This is a genomic window from Bombella pollinis (assembly GCF_026385485.1).
Lineage (GTDB): Bacteria > Pseudomonadota > Alphaproteobacteria > Acetobacterales > Acetobacteraceae > Bombella > Bombella pollinis.
On the sequence record NZ_JANIDX010000009.1, the window covers coordinates 1 to 20,411 of the forward strand.

General features: G+C 50.7%; 21 protein-coding genes. 6 read left to right on the plus strand and 15 right to left on the minus strand.

Annotation, left to right across the window (positions count from 1 at the left end):
- From NQF89_RS08430 to NQF89_RS08445, 4 genes are all read right to left on the minus strand, one after another.
- Positions 1–561: tetratricopeptide repeat protein (locus NQF89_RS08430; protein ID WP_266137965.1), on the minus strand; the 561-nt coding region annotated here is incomplete at its 3' end.
- Positions 562–767: 206 nt separating this feature from the next.
- Positions 768–1,403: an acid phosphatase gene (locus NQF89_RS08435; RefSeq protein ID WP_266137966.1), complete on the minus strand. Its 636-nt coding sequence runs from the start codon at positions 1,401–1,403 to the stop codon at positions 768–770.
- Between the two features lie 66 nt (positions 1,404–1,469).
- On the minus strand, positions 1,470–2,453 hold the full coding sequence (locus NQF89_RS08440) for a glucokinase (protein WP_155579319.1): 984 nt from the start codon (positions 2,451–2,453) through the stop codon (positions 1,470–1,472).
- A gap of 83 nt (positions 2,454–2,536) precedes the next feature.
- The gene (locus tag NQF89_RS08445) at positions 2,537–3,340 is read right to left on the minus strand and encodes an SDR family NAD(P)-dependent oxidoreductase (protein ID WP_155573175.1); all 804 of its coding nucleotides are present in this window, start codon (positions 3,338–3,340) and stop codon (positions 2,537–2,539) included.
- 61 nt (positions 3,341–3,401) lie between these two features.
- On the opposite strand from NQF89_RS08445, the gene NQF89_RS08450 reads away from it, so the two are divergent.
- A complete protein-coding gene (locus NQF89_RS08450; RefSeq protein WP_266137967.1) occupies positions 3,402–4,583 on the plus strand; it encodes a hypothetical protein in 1,182 nt (393 codons plus the stop codon).
- 15 nt (positions 4,584–4,598) lie between these two features.
- Here NQF89_RS08450 and thiL read toward each other — a convergent pair whose 3' ends face one another.
- Genes thiL through nrdR form a run of 3 tightly spaced genes read right to left on the minus strand, consistent with a single transcriptional unit; the run spans position 4,599 to position 6,510 of the window.
- Positions 4,599–5,543 (minus strand): thiamine-phosphate kinase, encoded by a 945-nt coding sequence (gene thiL, locus NQF89_RS08455; protein ID WP_266137968.1) that lies wholly within the window; start codon positions 5,541–5,543, stop codon positions 4,599–4,601.
- A gap of 5 nt (positions 5,544–5,548) precedes the next feature.
- The gene (gene nusB, locus NQF89_RS08460; RefSeq protein ID WP_155573172.1) at positions 5,549–6,037 is read right to left on the minus strand and encodes a transcription antitermination factor NusB; all 489 of its coding nucleotides are present in this window, start codon (positions 6,035–6,037) and stop codon (positions 5,549–5,551) included.
- Positions 6,034–6,510, minus strand: coding sequence for a transcriptional regulator NrdR (gene nrdR, locus NQF89_RS08465; RefSeq protein ID WP_155573521.1), 477 nt, complete (start codon positions 6,508–6,510; stop codon positions 6,034–6,036). Before nrdR ends, nusB begins: the two co-directional genes overlap by 4 nt.
- A 166-nt stretch (positions 6,511–6,676) precedes the next feature.
- Here nrdR and NQF89_RS08470 point away from each other — a divergent pair, with 166 nt between their 5' ends.
- Complete coding sequence (locus tag NQF89_RS08470) at positions 6,677–7,165, plus strand: copper chaperone PCu(A)C (protein WP_196424593.1); 489 nt, start codon at positions 6,677–6,679, stop codon at positions 7,163–7,165.
- Between the two features lie 21 nt (positions 7,166–7,186).
- On the opposite strand, the gene recQ is transcribed toward NQF89_RS08470, so the two are convergent.
- The 4 genes from recQ to cydD form a co-directional block, all read right to left on the minus strand.
- Positions 7,187–9,007, minus strand: a complete 1,821-nt coding sequence (recQ, locus tag NQF89_RS08475; RefSeq protein ID WP_266137988.1) for a DNA helicase RecQ — start codon at positions 9,005–9,007, stop codon at positions 7,187–7,189.
- Positions 9,008–9,063: 56 nt separating this feature from the next.
- The gene (locus tag NQF89_RS08480) at positions 9,064–9,480 is read right to left on the minus strand and encodes an OmpA family protein (protein WP_266137969.1); all 417 of its coding nucleotides are present in this window, start codon (positions 9,478–9,480) and stop codon (positions 9,064–9,066) included.
- 61 nt (positions 9,481–9,541) lie between these two features.
- Positions 9,542–11,182 carry a thiol reductant ABC exporter subunit CydC gene (gene cydC / locus NQF89_RS08485; protein ID WP_266137970.1) on the minus strand — a complete coding sequence of 547 codons (1,641 nt, stop codon included), beginning with the start codon at positions 11,180–11,182 and terminating at the stop codon, positions 9,542–9,544.
- Positions 11,179–12,876: a thiol reductant ABC exporter subunit CydD gene (gene cydD / locus NQF89_RS08490; RefSeq protein ID WP_266137971.1), complete on the minus strand. Its 1,698-nt coding sequence runs from the start codon at positions 12,874–12,876 to the stop codon at positions 11,179–11,181. Before cydD ends, cydC begins: the two co-directional genes overlap by 4 nt.
- A 133-nt stretch (positions 12,877–13,009) precedes the next feature.
- On the opposite strand from cydD, the gene NQF89_RS08495 reads away from it, so the two are divergent.
- Positions 13,010–14,827: an ABC-F family ATP-binding cassette domain-containing protein gene (locus NQF89_RS08495; protein WP_266137972.1), complete on the plus strand. Its 1,818-nt coding sequence runs from the start codon at positions 13,010–13,012 to the stop codon at positions 14,825–14,827.
- Between the two features lie 19 nt (positions 14,828–14,846).
- Here NQF89_RS08495 and NQF89_RS08500 read toward each other — a convergent pair whose 3' ends face one another.
- Both NQF89_RS08500 and NQF89_RS08505 read right to left on the minus strand, forming a co-directional pair.
- Entirely contained in the window at positions 14,847–15,269 is a 423-nt protein-coding gene (locus NQF89_RS08500) for a superinfection immunity protein (protein WP_196424610.1), read from the minus strand.
- Between the two features lie 32 nt (positions 15,270–15,301).
- On the minus strand, positions 15,302–16,285 hold the full coding sequence (locus tag NQF89_RS08505) for a Gfo/Idh/MocA family protein (protein WP_155573165.1): 984 nt from the start codon (positions 16,283–16,285) through the stop codon (positions 15,302–15,304).
- A gap of 170 nt (positions 16,286–16,455) precedes the next feature.
- On the opposite strand from NQF89_RS08505, the gene secD reads away from it, so the two are divergent.
- Together secD and secF are read left to right on the plus strand one after the other, a co-directional pair.
- Positions 16,456–17,994: a protein translocase subunit SecD gene (secD, locus tag NQF89_RS08510; protein WP_155573164.1), complete on the plus strand. Its 1,539-nt coding sequence runs from the start codon at positions 16,456–16,458 to the stop codon at positions 17,992–17,994.
- A 5-nt stretch (positions 17,995–17,999) separates the two neighbouring features.
- Complete coding sequence (gene secF, locus NQF89_RS08515) at positions 18,000–18,929, plus strand: protein translocase subunit SecF (RefSeq protein ID WP_266137973.1); 930 nt, start codon at positions 18,000–18,002, stop codon at positions 18,927–18,929.
- A 75-nt stretch (positions 18,930–19,004) separates the two neighbouring features.
- Here the strand turns inward: secF and NQF89_RS08520 are convergent, their stop codons facing one another.
- Both NQF89_RS08520 and mscL read right to left on the minus strand, forming a co-directional pair.
- Positions 19,005–19,343, minus strand: a complete 339-nt coding sequence (locus NQF89_RS08520) for a hypothetical protein (RefSeq protein ID WP_155573162.1) — start codon at positions 19,341–19,343, stop codon at positions 19,005–19,007.
- The gene (gene mscL / locus NQF89_RS08525; protein WP_266137974.1) at positions 19,340–19,792 is read right to left on the minus strand and encodes a large-conductance mechanosensitive channel protein MscL; all 453 of its coding nucleotides are present in this window, start codon (positions 19,790–19,792) and stop codon (positions 19,340–19,342) included. The genes NQF89_RS08520 and mscL overlap by 4 nt, the downstream gene beginning before the upstream one ends.
- Positions 19,793–20,024: 232 nt before the next feature.
- Between mscL and rpmE the strand changes: the two genes are divergently transcribed.
- On the plus strand, positions 20,025–20,252 hold the full coding sequence (rpmE, locus tag NQF89_RS08530; RefSeq protein ID WP_099027348.1) for a 50S ribosomal protein L31: 228 nt from the start codon (positions 20,025–20,027) through the stop codon (positions 20,250–20,252).
- The last annotated feature ends 159 nt before the right edge of the window (positions 20,253–20,411 follow it).

Here is a 20,411-nt window from a genome sequence, read left to right on the forward strand (position 1 = left end):
ATCATAAGAAATTCCTAAATTATACTGAGCGTCAGCCAACCCTTGCTCTGCTGCTTTCTGGTACCATTCAATGGCTTTCTTATAATCCTGCGGAACTCCTTCGCCGTTTTTGTAAGAAATTCCCAAATTATACTGAGCTTCAGCCAACCCTTGTTCCGCTGCCTTTTGGAAACACTCAACAGCTTTCTTATAATCCTGCGGAACTCCTTCGCCGTTTTTGTAAGAAATTCCCATATTATACTGAGCCTTAACATCTCCTTGCTCCGCTGCTTTCTGGTACCATTCAATGGCTTTCTTATAATCCTGCGGAACCCCTTCACCGTTTTCGTAAGAAACTCCCAAATTATACTGAGCCTTAGCATCTCCTTGCTCCGCTGCTTTTTGCTCCCGTTCAAATACTTTCTTATAATCCTGCGGTATTCCTCGGTCGCTTTCAAAGGACCTCCCCGAATTATACTGCACATTAGCTTTTTTAACTTTAGGATATCCATATGCTTTTAGGGGTAAGAAACTTGAGAGAATAAATAAACCAATTTCGCTCTTTCTCATATTAAGCTCCATATGAATCCATTATTGACATTATAATTATACTGAATCACTGAAATAGAGAAGGGATTATTAAGAAGCAATCCTCTCACCAAACCCCGAATTGTATAGCAACATTGGGTAACTTTATTCGCAGTCCCTCATAATAAGGATGACACTGCAAAGGAGCCTCTAAACTGAATAAAATCTGGCTTTTATGCCCAGTGCACGCATACGCCTAGCTACGGGGCAACAGTCTCCATCAATCGAGTTGCAAATGCTTCACCTGCCTTAATATCGGACGCCCAGTGCATCCCACAAATCACGCGACTTTCTGCAAATTGATGGGCTTTTGCTAGGAAGGCAGATCGATGTTCGGGGTATAATTTCGATAAAGCCAATGCTAGCGCGTAGGCACGTACCGTGTGGCCCGAGGGATAGGACCAACTTGTGAGAAAGCGTTGAATATCAATAACGCAACTTTGCCCGCCATAATCTATAAAGGGGCGGCGGCGTTGCCATATATATTTCTCTCCGCCCATAGCGCGGCGTGCCATAGCCTGCACGACTCTCAATCGCTGCATGAGGGCTTCTTTCTCCACCGGGGAGAGATGCAGTTGTTCAACCTCTACAAAAGCTTGAACAGTCCCTTCATCATTCAGTTTTGCATCCTCAACGGCTTGTTGCCATCGTGCCGATCCTATCAACTGTCGCGTTGTTAGATATATCTGCTTATCCAGCTCAGCATCTCGCGAGCCCAAAGCAGGTGGTGGCGGGAGACGTGACCTCGTAAAGGATGGCCTATGATGCCCTGCTACAAAGCCAGCATAGCCAGCAAGCCCTGCAAGAATCACCATGACAAAAGGAGTGAACCTCACCTTCTACGCCCCTTTATGGAGAGGGTTCCCTCACCTTCTAAGCGAGAGAACCCTATAAAAGATGCCCTAAGCTTTGGCTTTATGAGCAAGCTTGCTTGCATAAGCCGCCGCCGCCCCATAGAGGCCCGGCTGAGGATGCGTAATAATCTTTACAGGCATTTCGCTCATCATAGTTTCAAAACGCCCTTTCGCTAAGAAACGCTCTGCAAAACCAGAATGAGGCAGAATATTCGCTAATCTTTGCCCAAGGCCCCCAGCAACCACAACACCATGCGCACCATGAGCAAGAGCTAAGTCCCCAGCCACAGCCCCCAAACTAAGGAAGAAACGCTCTAACGCAGCCGCAGCGAGATTATCCGTCCCTTCCATCGCTGTTGTCCACAAGGCACGATTATCCTTGATAGTGACAGGGCGGTCCTGCAATTCCGCGATGACTTCATAAAGATTTGTCAGCCCCGGACCAGAGACGATTCGCTCCACAGAGACACGGCGGAAACGTGCCCGCAAGGCGCAGAGAATATGATCATCAATGGCATCAAGCGGAGAGAAATCCATATGCCCGCCTTCTGTCTCAATCACATGATACCCCTGCTCTCTCCGCAGAAGAAGTGCAACACCGAGGCCTGTGCCGGGGCCTAAAATCGTAATCGTCCCCGTATTCGGCAGGTCTGTGTTGGGGCCACAGAGATGATTCATATATTCCGGGCCGACTTGAGCAACAGCATGTCCAATCGCACCAAAATCATTGACCAACACAAAATCATCTAAATGCAACCGTGCCCCTAATTGAGCTGGCTGGATAATCCATGGATTGTTAGTCATTTTGAGGATGTCGCCGTTAATAGGGCAAGCCACAGCAATACCGGCCTCCCGTGGGGCGGAACGACCCAAAGACCGCTCAAAAGCCTCCCATGCCAATGCAAGCGAAGCATGCTCGGCACATTTTAGCGTTGTAGCCTCACCTAGAGAGACAACTTTGCCCTCTTTAACTTGCGCAATGGCAAAACGTGCGTGGGTGCCACCAATATCAACGGCAACAATTTCTTTCATGGACTCGTCCTTCATTTCACCTAAAGGCATATACCCCCCTTTTCCCACGCTACGCTGAGAGCTGCAAGTTTGATCAAAAATCACTATCCCTCTGGGTGTTGCATCACATCCAGACGCCGCAAAATCCGATGCGCAATCGGGCGTGGAAGAAGCATCTCCAACAGGCGCGTCAACTGGAACACCCATGGGAATACGAGAACAGCCCGCCCCGCATTAATGCTGCGTGCAATTTTACGTGCGGCTTTATCGACAGGCACAAGGAAGGCTTGCTCACCATCGAGACGCTGGCTCATAGGGGTATCAATAAAGCCGGGAGCAATCAGGCAAACGCGCACGTTGTAAGGGTCCATCGCGGCACGCAGAGCCGTGCTAAACCGCCCAATCCCTGCCTTAGATCCACTATACACGGTTGCTAAGGGGAGGTCATGGAACGAAGCGACAGACCCCATCAATGCGATGCGCCCACGCCGCCGCTCTGCCATACGATTTGCCATCTCTGTAGCCATAGCCACTGGTGTGGCAAAATTGACCATGGACATCCGCAAAGCTGTCTCCGCAGATTCGGCAAGGGCATTATGTGGGCGAATATCGGCCATCCCAGCTGAGAGAATCAAAATATCGACCGGACATTCATCATCTGCCTTAATTAAAGCCGCTAGAGCTTTGTCTGCCTGCGTTAAATCGATACAAAGCGTCTCTACCGCGGCCCCTTTTTTACGAGCGATGGACGCCGTATTTTCAAGACGCTCCTCATTGCGTCCCCACAATGTCAGCAACACGCCGGGACGTGCGTAATAGGCTGCTAGAGCTGCCCCAATACCGCTGGAAGCCCCCGTAATAAGAATGTGATGTCGCACTGTCATTGTCTCTTTTTCTGGTCTGGACATAGTGGCCCTTTCATTTTTTACCCTCTAGCGGGAAAGGTCATGTACGCGTATAGCCATTGCTATGCAATGTGAAGCGTCAAACCCTCAATCTGGTGAGATCGATGTTCGTCCCGTCGTAACACGGGGAGATTTGCGTCGTTTTATCACACTTCCGCGTCATATCTACAAAGGAATGACAGGCTTTGTCTCCCCTTTGGATATGGAGCAGAGGCATTTACTAAACCCTAAGGAATCTCCTGTTTTCCGGCATGCTGAGATTCAATACTTCCTTGCATGGCGTGATGGCAAGCCAGTTGGGCGAATCGCTGCTATTGTTGATCTCAAAGCCATTGAACATTGGCAGGAAGTGATCGGCCAATTTGGTGCGTTAGATGCTTTGCCAGAATCCCCCATTGTTTCCGCCCTTCTACAGAAGGTAGAGGAATGGCTACAAAAACGGCAGATTTCCAAGGTCCGCGGCCCTGTGACCCTTAGTGGAAATGCGGAGACTGGCACCATGGTGGAGGGGCAATGCTCTGCCCCTATGATTGCGATTCCTTGGCATCCGAAAGGCTTGGATGAGTTCATCCGCCAAGCTGGCTATAAAAAGACACAAGACCTCCTAAGCTATCGTTTAGAGCTAGGTGATAATACGGAGGAACGTTTTAAAGTCCCCGGTAATTTGAAGCTCGGCGAAGGGCGGTTAAGCAGCATCACAACGCGGAATCTCTCCAAAAAAGAAATCACCACCCAAGGGGAAGTGCTGCGGAAGCTCTATAATGATGCGTGGTCACATAAATATAATTTTGTGCCCATGCAGGATTATGAGATGACGGCCATGATTGAGCAAATCAAGCCGTTACTCCGCCCCGAGCATTATGTGCAGATTGACCAGAATGGTGAGCCTGTTGCCATGGCTATGGTATTGCCGAATCTTTACGATATTGCAGGGGATTTAGGCGGGGCCCCTAGCCCGCTGGGATGGGTGCGCCTCGGTTATCGCTTAGCGACACATAAGTTTCATTCCGCCCGCGTGATTCTCCTTGGTGTTACGAGCAAATTGCGCGGGACCATGCTTGGCTCACTCCTGCCATCCCTCGCGATTGTTGAGCTGATGCGCCGGGGGCATAATTTGCCTTATACATGGGTCGAACTCGGCTGGGTTTTGGAAAGTGATACAGGTATGAGAAATCTTGCCGAATCGCTCGTCCCTCACCCGCATAAACGGCATCGTTTATATGAAAAAGAACTACCTCCCGCATAGGGCGCAGTGTTTCTCTCAGAAATGCTGCCACCCGGAGCGAGAAAAACGGAGCGGCTTACCTTCCTCATCCAACATTGTAACCCCTGCTCCCTCTCTCACCTCCCCAATCCGCGTAATGGGAACAGACTGTGCAGCGCACTGCGCTTGTAGGGCTGCTTCTTTTGCGGCAGGGCATGTAACGAGCAGCTCATAATCATCGCCCCCTAGCAAAATACGCTCTTTATGCTGTGCAAGATGCTTCTGAACAGCCGGGGTAAGGGGCAATCTCTCCTCATATAGCGTGATGGAGACGCCTGATTCTTCAGCGATATGACCACAATCTTGGATGAGCCCGTCTGAAATATCCATGGCGGCACTCACAATCCCATAAAGGGATAAGCCAATGCGCGGCGTTGGTACGCGATAGGCTTGGGTTAAAGAGCCATCTTCATCCTCTAACGCTCCCAGCCGCGCCTGCAACCCAAGAGTTGCACGCCCTAAACTCCCCGTTACCCAAACACCATCGCCCGGCTGACTTCTATCCCGGCGGAGGGCTTCACCCTTACGGACACTCCCCAAAATCGTAACACCAAGCACCAACGGGGATGGGCTGCCAGTCGTATCCCCTCCTAACAGATGAAACTCAAAGGTTTTTTGGTCCTCAGCGAGTCCTTTTGCAAAATCAGTAAACCATGCCTCATCATAATGCCGATGAGGCGGAACGCTTACATTCAACATATAACCACGGGGACGACTACCCATGGCAGCGAGGTCGGAAAGATTGCAGCGTAAGAGCTTCTGCGCGATGGTTTTAGCAGGGTCATCAGGGAGGAAATGCAGTCCTTCGACCATCGTATCGCTAGAGAGAACAAGCTCCTCCCCCGCGGGAAGGTCCATCACGGCACCATCATTACGCAGCTCCATAGCACCAGCTCCCGCTAAGGGACGGAAATGCCGTGCTATGAAATCAAACTCACCCATAGATTTTACCTTTGTGTCGCGCTGTTGCCTTCAGCTTTCTGACGCGCGAACTTATCCAAAATGCCATTGACCATCTTCGGCTCATCCCCGTTAAAGAAGCCATGAGCAACATCAAGATATTCATTAATAGCAATTTGAACGGGCAAATCGGCCATCAATTCACCGAGAGCAGCGCGTAAAAGGGCACGAAGCACCGGGTCCAGCCGTCCCATAGGCCAGCTCTCGGGTAATAATTGCACCAAAGCTGCATCGATAGCGTCTTGCTTTGCTACAGCTTGGAGAACAATCTCATCTAACAAAGTAAGGTCGGCATCAGGAATATAACCATCCTCAAAACTACCGGCAGAGTTATTCCGGCGATGGCGTGAGAACTCTGCGAGGACAGATTCCGCATTCATGCCAGTTTGTTCACATTGATACAGAGCTTGCGTTGCCGCCATGCGGGCAATCGTGCGGCTGCGTTTACGAGGAGGAGCGGAAGGCGCGTTAGTCATGAGGTTTCCTGCGAGGGATTAGAAGGCATATTCATATCAGTAAGAATCTTCGAGAACGCCTCAATCTCCCGAAAATCTTTATACACGCTTGCAAAGCGGACATAAGCCACGCCATCAAGGCTACGGAGAGCTTCCATTGCTAACTCGCCAATGCGCCGCGATGGTATATCTTGCTCGCCAGAAGCCTCTAGCTGCCGCACTAACTTATTAAGCAAATGCTCTTGTTGAACATCATCAACAGGACGTTTGCGCAACGCAATACGAATAGAGCGCGCAAGCTTATCGCGATCAAACGGGATGCGGCGGCCATCAGCCTTAATGACGGTAAGCTCGCGCAGTTGCACACGCTCAATCGTTGTAAAGCGTTGGGCACATGCACAGCAAACACGCCGCCGCCGAATAGCCGCGCCATCCTCTGTGGAGCGACTATCCTTTACCTGTGTTTCTTGATGTCCACAAAAAGGGCAATGCATGGCATATTCCACAAACAATAACGGTAAGGCCACGCTTGATTGCTTGACCCAACATGCCACGCAGTCTATCGGAAATAAGCGCATTGAGGAATATGAAAGGGTCTTTTTCTTGCGCTCTTGAGGCGTTTCGTAACGTCATTCCGCGAGAATGAGAGAGGATATAATTATGCAATATAGTGCCTTTTCAGCAGCTGCGTTACTTTTAGCGTTTCAGAGCAGCATAGCAATGGCCGCTAATACACCTACAGCACCGAGTGTTAAGGACATTACCGTTAGCGATACGGCTTTACATACACGCTATAAAGAGGCCCCTTTTGCTTTTGGGACCTTCACTCTTACCAATCACAGCACAACCGATTTATTATTGCGCGGTATTTCTTCCCCTAGCTGCAATAGCGTAACCTCTAACCGGAATAGCCAAGTTGCCATTCAATCACCTAACGATATGGATGATATGTTCCAACATATGGCCATCCCGCGTGAGAGTACGCTTGTTTTTCCCACCAGTGAGTATCATCTTATTTGCCACGGGCTGAAAGTCCCTTATCAACCGGGGAATGCGCTCTCTTTTACATTTCACTTCCAAAATGTAGGGGATGTAACTGCCTCCTTTACAATGCAACCGATTGTTGAGGAGAGAAATGTCGGCCCGTAATGGCTGCTCGCACTTGCCTTATTATGCGTTCAAAATAGCCAAAACAGCATCGCCGTAGCGATCAACCTTACTTTGGCCAACCCCCTTCACCTCTCCTAGAGCGGGCTTATCCATTGGGTGAGCGCGGATAATTTCACGCAGGGTAATATCGCGGAAAATAAGGTAGGGCGGAATCTCTTGCTGGTAAGCCTCTTCACGCCGCCACATTTTTAACGCGAGGAATAAACGGTGTTCTTCTTCAGAGAGTTCCTCTGCTAGGTTCGGTCTTGATGTGACGTTTTTAAGGGCATGCAAAGAGTTATCTTCCCGCAACTGCACAGCAACATCCCCGCGTAAAATCGGACGGGCCGCATCGCGCCGTAACCCAAAGCCGCCATGTTCTCCCACCATGCCAATAGCACCACGGGCGATAAGCTGGCGTATGACCATGCGCCACCATATATCGCTTTTATCCTTCCCAATGCCAAAGACAGAAAGATGTTGGAGGGCATGACGCTCTACCGCCTCAGTCATCTTGCCTTTCAAAACAGCGATGAGCTGGACAATGCCAAATCGCTCCCCGGTCCGATAAATTGTAGAGAGTACTTTTTGCGCGGCCTCTGTCGCATCAAAGGTAGAGGGAGGGTTGAGGCAATTATCACAATGCCCACAAGGCTCATTTAGGCTTTCACCAAAACAGGCTAAGACAGCCTGTGTGCGGCATCCAGTGGTTTCGGTTAAGGAGATCATGCTCTCCAACCGCCCTTGCATAGCCTTTTTCTCACTCTCAGGGGCTTGTGATTCATCTAGCCAATAACGCGCCCGTGCCACCCCTTCACCACTATAAAGCAATAACGTATGGGAGGCTTCCCCATCTCGCCCAGCACGACCAATTTGTTGGTAATAGCCCTCTGGTGAAGTTGGCATCTCTAAATGGATAACGGTGCGCACATCGGGTCGGTCAATCCCCATACCAAAAGCAATAGTCGCCGCAATTACCATCGGCTCGCCAGAGCGAAAACGCAATAACACAGCCCGTTTATCCGCAGGGGACATGCCTGCATGAAAGGCAAAAGCCGTATAGCCTTTCTCTCGGAGTTGCCGCGCCATAAGCTCTGTTTTCTTACGACTACCGCAATAAATAATAGCCGCCCCCTGCCCCATATGGCGGCTCAAAGCGGTTAATACCTGCTGCATCTCAGCGATTTTGGGTTGCGCTTGAAGGAACAGATTCTCCCTATGAAAACTCCCCATAAAAATATGCGCATCGGGCATATCTAAAGCCGTTAAAATATCGCGGCGTGTCCGTGGGTCCGCTGTTGCTGTCAAAGCAATGCGAGGGACATGGGGAAAACGCTGTTTAAGATGGGCAAGCTCACGATATTCTGGGCGGAAATCATGCCCCCATGCTGAAACGCAATGCGCCTCGTCAATCGCAATGAGAGATAAACGGCAGCGTTTGAGGAGGTTCAAACTATACGGGGTTAAAAGACGCTCTGGGGAGATATAAAGGAGGTCCAACTGGTCACACGTTAAATCTTCTTGGACTGTAAGTTGGTCTTGATACTCCATCTCAGAATGGAGAGCCGCTGCCCGCACGCCAAGCTGCCGCAAACCTGCAACTTGATCCTCCATCAACGCGATGAGCGGGGAGATAATCAGCCCTACCCCCTCTCGGCACAAAGCAGGGACTTGATAACACAGGCTTTTACCACCCCCAGTCGGCATGAGGACTAAAGCATCCTCATCATTCATAACCGTGCGAACGGCCTCCTCTTGCAATCCTCGGAAGGAGGCAAAACCAAAAACCCGGTGCAGTACGGTCTCCGGCGTCTCGCCAATATAACGGGGGAAGCTATCAATCGGGTTTCCAAACCCTGAAGCCTCCCCTCCCACTACATTTTGAGCCTTAGTAGAAATCAATTCTTACCAAGGTGAATCGTCACACGCCGAAAAGCCACACGAGAATCCTCAAGGCTGGACGGTGTAAAAGGTACTTTATAGATGTCTGTTGGGTTAACGCCATCAACCTGTAAAAGGGCGATAACCTTATCAGCACGCGCCTCAGCGAGCTTCTTCAACACATCATCATCACCCATTTTCCCAGCAGAGCCAGAAACGGTAAATTGAGAGATGTGCCGTTTGCGAGCATCTTTCACCGCATTCGCGATAATAGCTACACCCGTTGCACTCGGCTTGACGGATTCTGTGTCAAAAAAGACGACATAGTCATTCCGCGGGGGATGAGACACGCAGCCAGCTAGCACAGTAACGGCCAAGAGCGAGGCCGTCCCCATAGGAGCCAACTGACGTATAAAAGCAGAAATCTTCCTCATGGGAGCGTCCTTCTCATTCAGTGGGAGTTTCCTCCCCAATTACAGGGTAACAGTCTGTTCCTTATGGGATATGGGATGTCAATAGACCATCCTGAAGGGTCCATAAGCGATCGAGCTGCTCTATACCTGTCAAACGGTGTGTGATTAGCAGAATAGTGCGGGAGCGGTCTAGCTGGTTCAACGTCTTGAGAAAGGCCCGCTCTGTGTCAATATCCAGCCCCGTGCAGGGTTCATCAAGAATTAAGATGGGAGCGTTAGAGAGCAACACCCGTGCCAAAGCAATACGCCGCCCCTGCCCGCCTGATAATTGGGAGCCATTTTCACCAACCCAACTCTCCAACCCATCAGGTAAAGAGCGTACAAAATCAGCTATCTGTGCTTGCTCTAACGCCGCCCATATCACTTCATCTGATGGAGCTTCACGCCCTAGGAGAAGATTAGCGCGGATTGTATCATCAAATAAATGGCTTGCTTGTGATAGCCATGCGATGCGCTCTCGCACAATCTCGGTTTTAATGTCTGCAATGTCAGTCCCACCAAGGGTAAGACACCCCTCTTGAGGCGAAACAACCTTTAAGAGCAAAGCAGCAAGGCTGGACTTCCCGGCCCCGGAAGGACCAATAAGAGCTACTCGCTCCCCTTCGCGAAGGGTGAAGTTAATGTTCTTGAGTGTGCTACGGCCTTCCGACCACCCAAAGGAAAGAGCCTTTGCTGTAATCTCATACCCTTCAGGGGCAGGACGACCCCCTTCTGGCGGCTGAGACGCGGGCATTTTTGTCGCCTCTATAATGCGCTCTGCTGCATGGCATACTTGCCCAGCAATAAGACCAGCGCGCGGAAGGTCCACAATATTATCAAGAGCTGTCATCACAACAAAGAGTACGGTGATGCCTATCACTGCTTGCTCTTTAGAGAAGAACAACCCTGCACAGCCCCCTAGAGCGCAAATCACTCCTAAGCGTGTAAGGAATAGAGCCAACGTATGAGTCCGCGCCATAGCACGGCTTTGTTGGCGTTGGGCTTGGTAAAAGGCCTCCTCTGCGGCAAAAAGACGTGCCTTTGCGGCATCCTCTTGCCCAAAAATACGAAGCTCCTTCATACCGCTTACCAGCTCAAGAGCTTGATTATTCATCTCTGATTGAGCCTGCTGCAAGACAGGCCCCCAACGATATGACATACGCGCCATAAAGGCTGGTAAGATAAAGGCTGTCAGGCAAAAAATGATAGCAATGCTGAACGCTAGCAGCATACTGCCTTTCAGGCAGATAAAGATAACAATCGGCAGGCTTAATAACGCCGTTGCTAAGGGGATAATAATCCGCAGGTAAAGACTATCGAGGCTTTGCACATCGGAGACGAGACGGGTGAGTAAATCCCCAGTACGGCGAAACCCCAACCCTGCCGCAGCACCCCGCGCTAGACGCCGATAAAACCAAAGACGAATATCCGCCAAGACGCGGAATGTAGCATCATGCGTCGCTAGCCGCTCTCCATAACGTAGGATGAGACGTGCCGAACCTGCCCAGCGCAACAGCCCAAATGTGACGAACGCCCCCGCTGTAGCGATTAACCCCAAGCGAGACCCTGTCTGCCCCATTAATAAAAATGCAGCGCAAATGGAGAGTTCAGCCAAAATCAGCCCAATGAATAAGCGCAGCCAACGGGCCTGCCAAACTTTGATTAAAGGGGAAAACCGCTTCATGACTGGCCCTCCTGCACTGTAAGCCGGCCCTGCTCCATAAGAAGATGGTACCTCTCACCAATCCCTTGAAATTGCTGGGAATGGGTGGAGATAACTGCCGTACGACCCTGCAATAGCGGCTTTAAAGCCGTAAGAATATCACCCTCAGTCTCGGGGTCGAGATGCGCTGTGGGCTCATCCATAATCAGGAGCGGCGCATCTTTCAGAAAAGCGCGCGCAATCGCAATGCGCTGTGCCTGCCCACCAGAGAGGCCGAAGCCCCCTTCTCCTAAGCGCGTCTCCACCCCTTCCGGCAAGAGGGGGAGGTAATGCGTAATCGCCGATGCCTCTAACGCAGCTTGGAATTGCGCCTCCGAGGCATGAGGGGCGGCAAACATGATATTCTCTTTCAATGAGCCTGCAAAAAGAACGGGTTTCTGCCCTATCCAACTTATCTGACGTGTTACATCAGCAGGATGGAGGGTCTGAATATCAACACCGCCAAGGCTAATCTGCCCTTCTAGCGGACGAATAAAGCCAAGCAACGCCTCTATGAGGGTTGACTTCCCCGCTCCAGAAGGCCCCGTTAAAAGCGCAATCTGACCCGGCTCTAAGTGAAAACTCACATGGTCCAACGCAAGTGGGCGGTCTTCCACCCATCGATAAGACACGTCCCGCACATCCAACGCGATTCCCGCCTTTGTACGCTCTGACGCGGCAGAGTTTGTTCTCTCCGGCGTGATTGATGCTTGTAAAGCGGGAAGTTTTTGCAAAGCCTCCCCGCTATGGGTAATTTGTGCCCGGTCTTGATAAGCTGCGGATAAAGCACGGAATGGTGCGAAAGCTTCCGGTACCATCAAAACGGCAAAAATAATGCTCTCTATTGATGAAAAAGACCCCTGTTGCAGCCTATGATGTTGGTCAATCACAATCCCTATCAAAGCCACAATCATGGCAAGGTCCGTTGAGGCAGACGTTAGGAAGGCAACACGCAGCACTTTCATAGTTCTTTGGCGTAGCTCATCTGCTGCGTGGCCAAGTTCTTCTGAATCCTTTACCGCATTGCCAGAGAGAACGATGGTGGCAATCCCACGGATACGGTCTAAAAAGCGGACTTGTAAGCGATTAAGGGCTAAAATCTGCCGCCGTGAAGCTATAGCCGTGGCTATCCCAAAAACAGCTTGGAAAACGGGTAAGAATAAGCAACATGCGCCTAAGATATAGCCAGCATGATGGTTCTGCCAAAACACCACCACAACAACAGACCATTGCGCTACAACCCACAAAGCGGACGCTGGCAACCAACGGGCGAAATAGCCCTCCAACGCTTCCACGCGGTCCGTCACCATCGCTGCAAGAGCTGCACTATGCTGATGGCGTAATAAAGATGGCCCTTGTGCAAAAAAACGCTCTACTATGCTGCGCCGCAAACGTTTGCGGGCCGTCTCCCCCGCATGAAGGGCAAGCGTCTCTTGCAGATACCCCAAAAAGACACGCACGAGAGAGGCAATGATAAAAAGCACCACCATAGAATGCGGTGTGGCATGTTGGCCGCCCGCAAGCCATGTAGCGAGCATGGACGCTAGGCTCCACATTAAGACCATACCGGTCACAACATTGAGCATCCCTATTAGGGCAAGACTCATTGTGGCCGAGCGATTAGCGCGATTTTGCTGCCGTACCCAGCCTTTTAGCATTTTCTTATCTGCCTTCATGCTGCGACATATACAAGGGAAGGCTTTAAAAGAACAACAAACAAAGCATAAGTTTTGTATCGGGAAAATCTTTCTCTCTGCCTTTTGGCGGTTTTAGGTTGCAAATCTTCATTCTTTTGCGCACATCAAAGCTATGTCTGCACCAATCTTGAATCTCCAAAATATCAGCTACACGCTCGGCGGTCGTCCTTTACTGGATGGTGCGGAGCTTTCCGTCCAACCGGGGGAGCGGCTATGCCTTGTCGGGCGTAATGGCTCTGGTAAATCCACTTTACTCCGCATTGCCGCAGGGGAGCTGGAGCAAGATAGCGGGGAACATTTTCTCCAACCGGGGTTGAAGGTGTATTACCTCCCCCAAGAGCCTGACCTCTCCGCTTGGCAGACTGTTTTTGATTACGTCACTTCTGGCTTAGACGAAACCGCTCATTACAAAGCGCGCGCTATGCTCAGCGAACTAGGAATGGATGGTAGCGAGCGTTGCTCTGCCCTCTCTGGCGGGGAAGCGCGGCGTAGTGCTCTCGCCCGCGCCTTGGCCTCCGAGCCTGACCTTCTCCTCCTTGATGAGCCAACTAACCATTTAGACCTCCCTTGCATTGCTTGGTTAGAACAAGAACTCCTCGCCTCTCAAGCGGGAATGGTTATCATCAGCCATGACCGCCGCTTTTTAGAAACATTATGCCGTGCCGTCTTATGGTTGGAGCAAGGCAAAACCCAACGCTTAGAGGCTAATTTTTCCCATTTTGAATCATGGCGAGATGAGCAAATCGAACTTGCTGAGCGCGCCGCTCATAAATTGGACCGTCAAATCGCACGGGAAGAAAATTGGATGCGCTATGGCGTCACCGCGCGGCGTAAACGCAATGTTCGGCGCGTTGCAGAGCTTGCGGACTTACGAGCTGAGCGGCGCGATATCGCCTCCCGTCAGCGTGGAACGCTCAAATTAGCAGTCAATGAGGCAGAAAATACGAGTAAAATCGTCATCGCTGCGGAAGATATTGGCTGGTCCTACCCGGAACGAACCCTCATAGACTCCCTAACTTTAACAGTAAGCAAAGGAGACCGGCTAGGGGTTTGCGGGGCCAATGGTGCGGGTAAAACAACCCTTCTTAAACTTCTTATTGGCGCATTAGAGCCCCAAAAGGGCGAGATACGCCGTAGCCCCTCCATCCAGATGGTCACACTGGACCAACAACGTAGTGCTTTAGAAGGCGACCAAACGGTGGCTCATTTCCTCACCGATGGGCATGGCGACATGGTGCAGGTTGGTACGGAGAAGCGTCACGTCATCGGTTATATGAAGGACTTTCTCTTTCGCCCAGAGCAAGCACGCACACCTGTCAGCCATTTATCCGGGGGAGAGCGAGGCCGCCTTGCCCTTGCTGCGGCCCTTGCACGTCCGTCTAACTTGCTTGTTCTTGATGAACCAACAAATGACCTTGACTTAGAAACATTGGACCTTCTTCAAGATATGCTCGGGGATTATACGGGCACTGTCTTACTCGTAAGCCATGACCGTGACTTTTTGGACCGTCTCGCGACATCCACCTTAGTGGCGGAAGGTGATGGCCGTTGGATAGAATATGCTGGTGGCTATTCCGATATGCTCGCCCAACGCAAGGGTACCCCACCACAAGAGCGGCAGGAAAAAACGGCTCCCACTTCCTCATCGCAAGAGAAGGCAGAGGCTCCCCCTACGCGTAGCAACAAGACAACGCACAAACTCAGCTATAAAGAGCAGCGTGAGCTAGACCAACTCCCCCTCACAATCGAGGCGTTAGAGAAAGACGCTATGCTCTGCCGCAAAGCCCTCGCTGACCCAGAGCTTTATAGCCGTGACCCCGCACGATTTGAGAAGATCACGGCTATATTAGCTGAAACTGAGAAAAAACTCAGCGAAGCGGAGGAGCAATGGCTGGAGTTAGAAGCCAAACGTGAGAGTTTGGAATCCTAACAACCCAGCCCTTACACTTTTATTTATGCAGGAGCCGCCCTTTGGCTTGCTCGAACTCAGCCTCGCTCAAAACACCGCGTTCTTTGAGCTGGGCGAGTTTGGCCAACTCATCAGCTGGGCTCGGCCCGCCGAAAGATTGTTCCCGGTTTTGATACGGGCCCCAATCCTGCCCAGATGACGCTAAACGCCGATTTACTGCCAAAAGCTCCTCACGCGGCCACAAAGACCACAGCAAGAGGCCAATCCATCCCAGCCCCGTCCAGCCTGATAAGACGTTTAGTCCAACGAGTATCCATCTCTGCGGGTGCCGTCTGATGAGGGCAATCACGCTCGGCAGAAAATACAACCCGAACAAAGCGAGCATTAATACGGCAAAAATGAGCAGGCTAACAAACGGATTTAACCCACCAACATGTGCGTAAGAGTAATCAACCGCATTCATTCTAGAAAATCCTTCCTCTCCAAAGGAGAGATTTAATGAGATAAAAGGCCTGAACTCTGTAATAACCGCCGTGCGCGTTGCATGTCCTCCCCAACGCGTAAAGCAGCATCCAAAGCACGCAAGCCAGCGTCTCCATCCACAATAACGGGCTTACCATCTAAGCAAGACGCAACAAACGCATCATGCTCGGCCGCCAAATTATCATGATCACGCCACTGCACGCTCTGACGCCGGAAGCCACCACTCCCCGGCATTATCAGACCTTCTTTTCGGTTAATAAAGGATAATGTGCGGCTTGTAAAATCGGCTGAGAGGTAGCCTTCTTGGCTAAATAAACGCATCTTCCGCTCTGTTTTAAACGAGATGCGGCTTGCTGTGATAGACGCTACACAACCATTGGCAAATTGTACCCGCGCATTGGCGATATCCTCATGCGTGCTAGAGACAGCAGCTCCCATCGCATCAATATGCAGGATTGGACTCTCAACCAACGCTAAGATGAGGTCGAGATCATGAATCATAAGGTCCAACACAACGGAAACATCCGTCCCGCGCAATTTATATGGGGCAATGCGTGTTGCCTCTATATAAAGAGGATGTTTAATGCGCGTGTTAATGGCCTCATATTCCGCTGAATAGCGTAAAAGGTGCCCTACTTGCAGGACTAACCCTTTATCGTCCGCACAACGGACAAGAGCCTCTCCATCCTGCCGCGTAGAGGCAAGGGGCTTCTCAACAAGAACATGACATCCTGCTTCAAGAGCCTGACGGGCTAGGCTGTAATGCGCCTCCGCTGGTGCGGCAATAATAACCGCATCACATTGCTGTAAAACTGTTTCATAATCCTCAAAAACAGTCGTCCCGACCTCCCGCGCAACCTCCTGTGCCCGCAGATTATCAGAGTCGTACAGCCCTATAAGAGCTTCTCGTGCATGTTTTGCTGAATGCAGAGCATGAAAGCGGCCAAAATACCCAGCCCCCACCACTGCGACATTAAGGACCCGCTTTTCCATCATAGGGTTCACCATATCTATAAGGCCGTATTTTACAAGCCATCCGCTGCATGCACAGCATGGCTATGTATAATGGTTGCATTAAAATCGTTAAAAGGGCATGGTTTGCACCATCTGTGCAGTAGGCCTCTGGCCTCTCCATTATTAACGTTTTTGAGGTTCTTGAACCCCCTATGTTGTATTATAGCCGCCTCAGGATGTTGGGCGTGGCGGGTGTCTGCCTTATTGCTGCCCTGCTTTGCCTACCTAACTTTATAAAGTCCCCTTGGCCCTCATTGCCTTGGCATCAAGTGCATCTTGGTCTCGACTTACGAGGCGGTTCCTACTTGCTATTGCAGCTTGATACGCAGACCCTTCAACGTGACCGTTTACAGTCTTTAGAGGGCCAAGTCCGCCAAAGCCTATTAGACGCTCATCTAGGCTATCGTGAGATTCGGCGTGATGATACCCATAGCGGCCTCATCATCACCCCACGCGCCCTTATGGAGCGTGATGCTGACCGCCAAGCCTTAGAAGGGCTTATCGCCGCTACACCGGGAGAGTTTACTCTTGAGGAAAAAGGAGGGTCTTTTGTTATTAGTCTGACAAAAGATTCCATCCGCAGCCGTGCGCGGGAGGCCGTAACACGCTCTATCGAGATTGTCCGCCGCCGTATTGATAGCACCGGGGCTATTGACCCTAGCATCGCGCGCGAGGGAGAAGACCGCATCGTCCTAGAGCTGCCGGGGATTAGCGATCCACAACGTATTAAAGCTCTGCTCGGCACAACAGCGCGGATGACCTTCCATCTCCTCTCCCCTGACCTAACCCATGCAGGGCCTGGTACCACCTTACTTCCGCTCGCAGATGGGCATGGGCAACTTGCTGTAGAAGATAAGATTGACGTTGACGGGGCCAACCTTGCTGACGCTGCTGCAACTATGAGCGAGAATCAATGGGTTGTTGCTTTAAAGTTCGATAATAAAGGTGCGGAGGATTTCGCCCGCATCACCACGGCCAATGTTGGCAAGCCATTCGCCATTGTGCTTGATGGCCGTATCCTAACCAGCCCCGTCATTAATGGCCCCATCACAGCAGGGCAAGGCATCATTACAGGGAGCTTCTCCGCACGTTCTGCTTCAGACTTGGCGTTGTTGCTCCGCGCTGGGGCTCTCCCTGCACCGCTTACCGTGGTGGAGCAACGCAGCATCGGCCCAAGCCTCGGGGCAGCCTCCATCCATGCTGGGATTATCAGCCTCGCCGCTGGCTTCATCCTCGTTGTGCTATTTATGCTCCTCTTTTACGCCCGGTTTGGCTTCTATGCTGATATAGCTCTGTTTGCCAACTTGGTGCTTATCTTGGCTGTGCTGTCACTCTTTGAAGCAACACTGACCCTACCGGGTATGGCCGGTATTCTCCTCACACTTGGTATGGCTGTGGATGCGAACATCCTCATTAACGAGCGTATCCGAGAGGAAGTACGCCTTGGGCGTAAGCCACTCCAAGCATTGCAGGTTGGCTTCCAACGCGCGACAGGGACCATCATCGATAGTAACGCCACCGCGTTTCTTGCTCATGTGATGCTCTTTGTCTTTGGGACAGGGGCGGTGCGTAACTTCGCACTCACCATCACCATCGGTATTGCCACAACGCTGTTCACAACCCTTATTGTCTCGCGCATGCTTATCATTCGGTGGTATGCGCATAAACGTCCACAAGAATTGCCGGTCTAATCATCATGTTTTCTCGTCCTCTTCTTCGTTTCGTGCGTGATGACCGTCAGATCCACTTTATGCGTGGCCGTCATGCGGGCTTAATCATCTCTGCATTGCTCTCTATCGCCTCCCTTGTGTTGTTCTTTGAGCCGGGATTGAATCTCGGCTTGGACTTCCGCGGCGGTGTCATTGTAGAGACACACTCCCCCACCGCAGAGGACCCTGCCCATATGCGGGCTATCCTCAAAGCTGGGCAGGTTGATGCGGCCTCCGTGCAGACCTTCGGGTCCCCGCAGGATATCCGCATTGCTATCAATCTCCCACGCGGTGGAGAAGATGAGCATGTCACCCAAAAGCTGGTCGATCATGTCCGCTCAGTAATTGTGCAGGCTATCCCCGGTGTGCAGATTCAACGTGCTGATGCTGTTGGTGGCTCTGTCTCCTCTGAATTATTTCGTGATGGTGTTTTAGCCCTGCTTTTTAGTTTGGGTATGATTCTTATCTATATCTGGTTCCGCTTTGAGCGTGAGTTCGCCCTTAGTGCGGTCATTACCTTGATTTTGGACCTTACCAAAACGATTGGCTTTCTCGTCATCACACGTTTTGAGTTTGACCTTGTGATGGTCGCCGCTCTTTTGACCATCCTCGGCTATTCTACGAATGATAAGGTGGTTGTGTATGACCGCGTACGGGAAAATCTGCGTAAGTACCGCACCATGCCTTTACGGGATTTGTTAGACCTCTCCATCAATGAGACCCTCAATCGCACTTTGGGTACCTCTATGACGGTCTTCCTCGCCGCACTGCCCCTCGCCCTCTTTGGGGGGAGTACACTTACAGGCTTTGCTACAGTGATGCTCTTTGGCATTGTGGTAGGGACATCATCCTCTATCTTTATCGCAGCCCCACTCTTGCTGTTAATGGGGCAAAAACGCTTACGCAAAACGATCTAAGTAAAAACTAGCGCGACATATAAAAAGGGAGGCTCACAAGGCCTCCCTTTTTTAATAGGCTCTCATCCAAACAACTTAGCGTGGGATAAGCTCCAAATAACGCGCAAGAACTTGATCTGCCTGAAAGTCTGAGCGGATTGTTTGAGCATTCATATTATGAAGAACCGCCTTGCGTGTGGCCTCATCTATTTGAATGAGCGTTGACATATCTTTTTGCCGTAACTTGCCAAGCATAAAGGCACCACGCGCCATCCCATTAATCACAAAATAGGAATAAAGATGCGCGTTGGGAGAGATGGGCACCCCAAAGGGTGCGTCATCAGCATGACCAACCCCAATAAGGCTACTCGCAAAAAGGGCAACGCTCAGCATTACCCCACGCTTAAGCATAAGGGAGGGAAGAAAACGGCTCATTTGTCGGAAGAACGCCCAGCTAAAATGTCACGGATTTCCGTTAGCAGGATTTCCTCTTGGCTAGGTGCTGGCGGAGCAACTGGTTTCGCTTCCTCTTTACGATGCAATTTACTAATCAATCTCATGGCCCAAAAGACAAAGAAGGCAATGATTAAGAATTGAATCACCGCATTAAGGAACAAACCAACATTAATGGTCACAGATCCGGCTTTTTGCGCCTCTGCCAAAGTATCCTTCACAGGTCCTTTTATGGTGATAAAAATATTGGAGAAATCCACACCACCTGTTAGACACCCCAAAATAGGGGTCAGCATATCCTTGACGGCACTATTTACAATTCCCGTAAAAGCTGCACCAACGACAACACCAATGGCAAGATCCATAACATTGCCACGCATGATGAACTTCTGGAAATCAGCAACCCAACCGGGCGTCTTAATCCGACTCATAAACCCAACCTAATCCTTAAAGTGAAACGCCCCAACAAGCCTATGCCCATAAAGGCGTAAAACAATGGGGAGACATATTGTATATGTTCGCCAAAACCACAAGCGGCCTTCCTCATAAGAACCCCATAAAAAGAAAGGAAACGCGCTTTATTTTATAGAAAAAATCCTGTAAGAGGGCTGCGTCTGCTCCGGTCGGCATCGGAGTTTCTTTCTTTTAGGTTCAGGAAATATTATGAAATCCGGCATCCACCCCGACTATCATGAAATCACAGTCGTGATGGCTGATGGCAGCGAATATAAAACCCGCTCCTGCTATGGCGAGCCTGGTGCTACGCTACGCCTTGATATCGACCCCAAGACCCATCCCGCTTGGACAGGCGTACAGCGTATTCTCGATACAGGGGGGCAGGTTGCTAAGTTCAACAAGCGTTTCTCTGGTATCGGTAATATCAAGAAGTAAAACGGTCATCTTTATAAGATGATATGATGTGAGACCCTCTCTTTCCCACGGAAATAGAGGGTTTTTCATATTATAAAGGCCCAGCACTCTCCTCTCTCAATTTCTCTGCTTGACGTTCCCCCCGTCCTAACGCATGGTAGCGTCACTGTCGTGCATTAT

Excerpts from the sequence above, each read along its gene's own strand:
- NQF89_RS08440 (WP_155579319.1), bottom strand. The coding sequence starts at position 2,453 with ATGAAAGAAATTGTTGCCGTTGATATTGGTGGCACCCACGCACGTTTT.
- NQF89_RS08445 (WP_155573175.1), bottom strand. The coding sequence starts at position 3,340 with ATGTCCAGACCAGAAAAAGAGACAATGACAGTGCGACATCACATTCTT.
- NQF89_RS08450 (WP_266137967.1), top strand. The coding sequence starts at position 3,402 with ATGCAATGTGAAGCGTCAAACCCTCAATCTGGTGAGATCGATGTTCGT.
- thiL (WP_266137968.1), bottom strand. The coding sequence starts at position 5,543 with ATGGGTGAGTTTGATTTCATAGCACGGCATTTCCGTCCCTTAGCGGGA.
- nusB (WP_155573172.1), bottom strand. The coding sequence starts at position 6,037 with ATGACTAACGCGCCTTCCGCTCCTCCTCGTAAACGCAGCCGCACGATT.
- nrdR (WP_155573521.1), bottom strand. The coding sequence starts at position 6,510 with ATGCATTGCCCTTTTTGTGGACATCAAGAAACACAGGTAAAGGATAGT.
- NQF89_RS08470 (WP_196424593.1), top strand. The coding sequence starts at position 6,677 with ATGCAATATAGTGCCTTTTCAGCAGCTGCGTTACTTTTAGCGTTTCAG.
- NQF89_RS08480 (WP_266137969.1), bottom strand. The coding sequence starts at position 9,480 with ATGAGGAAGATTTCTGCTTTTATACGTCAGTTGGCTCCTATGGGGACG.
- cydC (WP_266137970.1), bottom strand. The coding sequence starts at position 11,182 with ATGAAGCGGTTTTCCCCTTTAATCAAAGTTTGGCAGGCCCGTTGGCTG.
- cydD (WP_266137971.1), bottom strand. The coding sequence starts at position 12,876 with ATGAAGGCAGATAAGAAAATGCTAAAAGGCTGGGTACGGCAGCAAAAT.
- NQF89_RS08495 (WP_266137972.1), top strand. The coding sequence starts at position 13,010 with ATGTCTGCACCAATCTTGAATCTCCAAAATATCAGCTACACGCTCGGC.
- NQF89_RS08500 (WP_196424610.1), bottom strand. The coding sequence starts at position 15,269 with ATGAATGCGGTTGATTACTCTTACGCACATGTTGGTGGGTTAAATCCG.
- NQF89_RS08505 (WP_155573165.1), bottom strand. The coding sequence starts at position 16,285 with ATGATGGAAAAGCGGGTCCTTAATGTCGCAGTGGTGGGGGCTGGGTAT.
- secD (WP_155573164.1), top strand. The coding sequence starts at position 16,456 with ATGTTGTATTATAGCCGCCTCAGGATGTTGGGCGTGGCGGGTGTCTGC.
- secF (WP_266137973.1), top strand. The coding sequence starts at position 18,000 with ATGTTTTCTCGTCCTCTTCTTCGTTTCGTGCGTGATGACCGTCAGATC.
- NQF89_RS08520 (WP_155573162.1), bottom strand. The coding sequence starts at position 19,343 with ATGAGCCGTTTTCTTCCCTCCCTTATGCTTAAGCGTGGGGTAATGCTG.
- mscL (WP_266137974.1), bottom strand. The coding sequence starts at position 19,792 with ATGAGTCGGATTAAGACGCCCGGTTGGGTTGCTGATTTCCAGAAGTTC.
- rpmE (WP_099027348.1), top strand. The coding sequence starts at position 20,025 with ATGAAATCCGGCATCCACCCCGACTATCATGAAATCACAGTCGTGATG.